Here is a 2,868-nt window from a genome sequence, read left to right on the forward strand (position 1 = left end):
CAACACCCTAGACCTCCCACCCACGCACCACAGACCACCCACCCACCCCTTCCACCCCACCCCGCACCAGCCCCCACAGCTCCTCCGGCGAACCCACCCCACCCGGAAAACGACACGCCATCCCGACAACGGCCACCGGCTCGTGGGACTTCTCCTGGAGGTCGACGAGGCTGCGGCGGGCCTGACGAAGGTCGGTGGTGGCCCGCTTCAGGTAGTCGCGAAGCTTCTCTTCCGTGTCCATGGTCCGCCCGATCCCTCGCAGTAGGCCTGGTGCGTTTCTCGAATGTCGTGATCGATGCGCGGGTGGTTCCGCGGGGTTGCTCGTGGGGGGTGCTCGTGGTCGTCGGTGGCGGTCAGCCGGCGCCGAGCTCGTCGTCGAGGAGGCCGAACAGCTCCTCGTCGCTTGCGACCGCCAGATCCGTGTCCGTGCCCGTGCCCGTGGCCGTTCCCGTGCCGGTGTCCCTTCCCGCCCCGGCGGCGGGTGCCGCCGTCCAGCCGGCGACCAGTGCCTGCAGGCGCAGTGCCGCCCGGGTGCGGACGGCCTCGCCGAGGTGCCGGCCGGCCAGGTTCTGCACCGCCCGGTCGAGCTCGTCGAGCAGCGCGCGGTCCACCGTGTCGGCGTCCGGGGTGAGGGCGGACCGCAGGTGCTCGGCGAGCGCGGCCGGTGTCGGATGGTCGAAGACCAGCGTCGGCGGCAGCCGCCGACCGGTGACCTCCGTGAGCCGGTTGCGCAGCTCCACGGCTGTCAGCGAGTCGAACCCGAGGTCGGAGAAGGCGCGTGACTCGTCCACCTCGGCGGCGTCGGCGTAGCCCAGCACGGCGGCGACCTGTCCGCGGACGAGCAGGAGCAGCGTCCGGGTCTGCTCGGCGGCGGAGAGCGTGGCGAGTCGCCGGGCCAGTGAGCCGTCCCGCCGGTCGGGGGGTGCGGCAGCCGGCCGGGCCGTCGGGGCGGGGGCGAGCCCGGTCAGCAGGACGGGCAGCGGGCCGTCCGCCGCCGCGCGGCGCAGCGCCGGAAGGTCGAGGCCGACCGGCACCGCCAGGGCCGGCCCGCGGGCGCAGGCCACGTCGAACAGTGCGAGCGCCCGCTCGGGGGCCAGCGCGACGACGCCGCCGCGGCGCAGGCGGGCCAGTTCGGCGGGGCCGAGGGCCCGGCCGAGCCCGCCGTCGACGTCCCACAGCCCCCAGGCCAGCGACACCGCGGGCAGCCCGGCGGCTCGCCGGTGGGCGGCGAAGGCGTCCAGGAAGGTGTTGCCGGCGGCGTAGTTCGCCTGGCCCGGGTTGCCGAGCAGTCCGGCGACCGACGAGAACAGGACGAACGCCCGCAGGTCGTGCCCGGCTGTGGCCTCATGAAGGTGCAGTGCGGCGTCGACCTTGGCGCGCAGCACCGCGTCGAGGCGAGCCCCGGTCAGCGAAGTGAGTACCGCGTCGTCGGTCACCCCGGCGGCGTGCACGACCGCCGTGACCCGCACGTCCGCCAGGACGCGGCGGACGGCAGCCAGGTCGCCCAGGTCGCAGGCGGCCAGCCGCACCTGGGCGCCGGCCTCGGTCAGCTCCTCGACGAGGTCCGCCCCACCCGCTGCGTCCGGGCCGCGCCGGCTCAGCAGCAGCAGGCTCTTCACCTGGTGCTGGTGAACGAGGTGGCGGGCCAGCACCATTCCCAGCGCACCGGTGGCCCCGGTGAGCACGACGGTCCCGTCACCGAAGTCCGGCCGGGCAGCCCCGCCGGCCCCGCCGGCCTCACCGGCCCCGCCGGACGGGTCATCGGACGGGTCGTCGACAACCAGCGCGGGGACGAGGACGTCCTGGCCGCGCACGGCGCTCTGCGGAAGGCCGTCCGCCACGACCGCGGCGAGCAGCACCGCCTCGGCGGCCCGTGGGTTCGTCTCGCCGCCCAGGCCGGGGAGATCGGTGTCCACGAGGAGGATCCGGCCCGGGTGCTCCGCCTGGGCCACCCGGCACAGACCCCAGACCGCCGCGCCGGCCAGGCCCGGCACGCCCTCACCTTCGCGGGTCGCGACAGCGCCCGCGGTACGCACAAGCAGCCGTGTGTCGCTCCACCGCGGATCGTCCAACCATTCCTGCAGCGTCGCCAGCACGGTCCCGGTCAGTGCCCGGACGGATGCCGCGTCGCACAGCGCCCCCGACGGGTCCGGAACCGGGACGGCGCAGTCGAGCACCAGCACCGGCGGGACCGCCATCGGGGTGGGCACAGAGCCGCCGAGTGCCATCCACGCCCAGTCGCCGCCGGCACCGACCGGCTGTGGCACCGGACGCGGCGTCCACGCAACGGTGTAGAGCGTCGCCGGGCCGTCGTCGCCGGCCACGGGCAGCCGGTCGGGGCTCGTCGGACGCACGGTGAGGCGGTCGATCCGACCCACGGGCAGCCCCGACGCGTCCGCGAGGTCGATCCGGACCGTGTCGGCGTCCCGGGCGGTCAGCCGTACCCGCAGCCCCGGGGAGGCCGTGGCCCGCAGCCGGACGCCGGAGAACGCGAACGGCAGGCGCGCGCCGTCGCCGTCCCCGGCCGGAGGCAGCAGGCCGCCCGGGGCGATGGCGTGCAGGGCACTGTCCAGCAGCGCCGGATGGATCTCGTGCCCGGCGGTCACCGCGTCCGTCCGCACCTCGGCGAAGACCTCGCTGCCGCGGCGCCACACCCGGCGCAGGCCGCGGAACGTCGGGCCGTACTCCAGGCCCGCGGCGGCGGACGTGGCGTAGACGTCGGTGACGTCGATCTCGTCGGCGCCGACCGGTGGCCAGACCACCAGGTCGGCGTCGTCGGCGTCCAGCTCCGAACCGAGTTCGTCGTCGAGCGCGCCGGCCGGGAGCAGGGTGCCGGTGGCGTGCACCGTCCACTCCCCACCCACCGAC

Annotated in this window: 2 protein-coding genes; both read right to left on the reverse strand. The window is 75.9% G+C overall.

The genetic code is table 11. The annotated features are described in order from the left end of the window. Positions 1-7: 7 nt before the first annotated feature. Positions 8-241: a beta-ketoacyl synthase N-terminal-like domain-containing protein gene (locus AB1460_RS36645; RefSeq protein WP_368967098.1), complete on the reverse strand. Its 234-nt coding sequence runs from the start codon at positions 239-241 to the stop codon at positions 8-10. 112 nt (positions 242-353) lie between these two features. Beyond that, positions 354-2,868: type I polyketide synthase (locus AB1460_RS36650; RefSeq protein ID WP_368967100.1), on the reverse strand; the 2,515-nt coding region annotated here is incomplete at its 5' end.

Source organism: Parafrankia sp. FMc2 (genome assembly GCF_041008525.1).
In the GTDB taxonomy this organism is placed as follows: domain Bacteria; phylum Actinomycetota; class Actinomycetes; order Frankiales; family Frankiaceae; genus Parafrankia.

Excerpts from the sequence above, each read along its gene's own strand:
- AB1460_RS36645 (WP_368967098.1), bottom strand. The coding sequence starts at position 241 with ATGGACACGGAAGAGAAGCTTCGCGACTACCTGAAGCGGGCCACCACC.